General features: G+C 67.0%; 1 protein-coding gene. It reads right to left on the bottom strand.

Annotated elements, in window-relative coordinates:
* Positions 1–96: 96 nt before the first annotated feature.
* A complete protein-coding gene (purB, locus tag Q4I23_RS32665) occupies positions 97–1,389 on the bottom strand; it encodes an adenylosuccinate lyase (protein WP_498528998.1) in 1,293 nt (430 codons plus the stop codon).
* Positions 1,390–1,416: the final 27 nt, after the last annotated feature.

Here is a 1,416-nt window from a genome sequence, read left to right as displayed (position 1 = left end):
TAATCGTCGGCAGCGTCAGATGTGTATAAGAGACAGGAAGGGGCCCGCGAAGCGGGAAGGGTGGGGGCTCCGAAGATCATCGAAGCCCCCGAACCCTCACTCGCCGAACACGCGCTTGAACACCATGTCGACGTTCTTCGTGTGGTAGGTCATGTCGAACATCGGGGCCAGCGTCTCGCGGGAGATGTGCTTCGCGACGTCGGCGTCCGACGACAGCAGGTCGAGGAAGTTGCCGCCCTTCTCCCACACCTGCATGGCGTTGCGCTGCACCGCCTTGTAGCTGTCCTCGCGGCTCATCCCGGCCTGGGTCAGGGCCAGCAGGACGCGCTGCGAGAAGACCAGGCCGCCCAGGTCGTCCAGGTTCTTCTGCATGCGCTCCGGATAGACCACCAGCTTGTCCATCATGCCGGTCAGGCGGGCCAGAGCGAAGTCCAGCGTCACCGTGGCGTCGGGGCCGAACATGCGCTCGACCGAGCTGTGGGAGATGTCGCGCTCGTGCCACAGGGCGACGTTCTCCAGCGCCGGGACGACGGCGGCGCGGACGATGCGCGCCAGACCGGTCAGATTCTCCGACAGCACCGGGTTGCGCTTGTGCGGCATCGCCGAGGAGCCCTTCTGGCCCGGATGGAAATACTCCTCCGCCTCGCGCACCTCGGTCCGCTGCAGGTGGCGGATCTCCACGGCCAGATTCTCGATCGACGAGGCGATGACGCCCAGAACCGAGAAGTAGAAGGCGTGGCGGTCGCGCGGGATGACCTGGGTGGACACCGGCTCCGGCGTCAGCCCCATCTTGGCGGCGACGTGCTGCTCGACCCGCGGGTCGATGTTGGCGAAGGTGCCGACCGCGCCGGAGATGGCGCAGGTGGCGATGTCGGCGCGCGCCTGGACCAGACGCTCCCGCCCACGGGCGAAGGCGGCATAATGGCTGGCCAGCTTCAGGCCGAAGGTCGTCGGCTCGGCGTGGATGCCGTGGCTGCGCCCGATGGTGACGGTGTCCTTGTGCTCGTAGGCGCGGCGCTTCAGCACGGCCAGCAGCTTGTCCATGTCGTCGAGCAGCAGGTCGGCGGCCTGGGTCATCTGCACGGCGAGGCAGGTGTCCAGCACGTCCGACGAGGTCATGCCCTGGTGGACGAAGCGCGCCTCCGGCCCAACATGTTCGGCGAGGTTGGTCAGGAAGGCGATGACGTCGTGGCGGGTCTCCCGCTCGATCTCGTCGATGCGGTCGATCTCCCACTTGCCGCGCTCCCACACAGCGGCGGCGGCCTCCTTCGGGATGACTCCCAGCTCCGCCTGCGCGTCGCAGGCGTGCGCCTCGATCTCGAACCAGATGCGGAACCGGTTCTCCGGCTCCCAGATGCGGGCCATTTCGGGGCTGTCTCTTATACACATCTGACGCTGCCGACGATTATACGCGAG

Source organism: Azospirillum sp. UFLA03-27 (genome assembly GCF_059803775.1).
This window is presented reverse-complemented; position numbering and strand designations above follow the sequence as displayed.

Coding starts and splice junctions, on each gene's coding strand:
- purB (WP_498528998.1), bottom strand. CDS start 1,389: ATGTGTATAAGAGACAGCCCCGAAATGGCCCGCATCTGGGAGCCGGAG.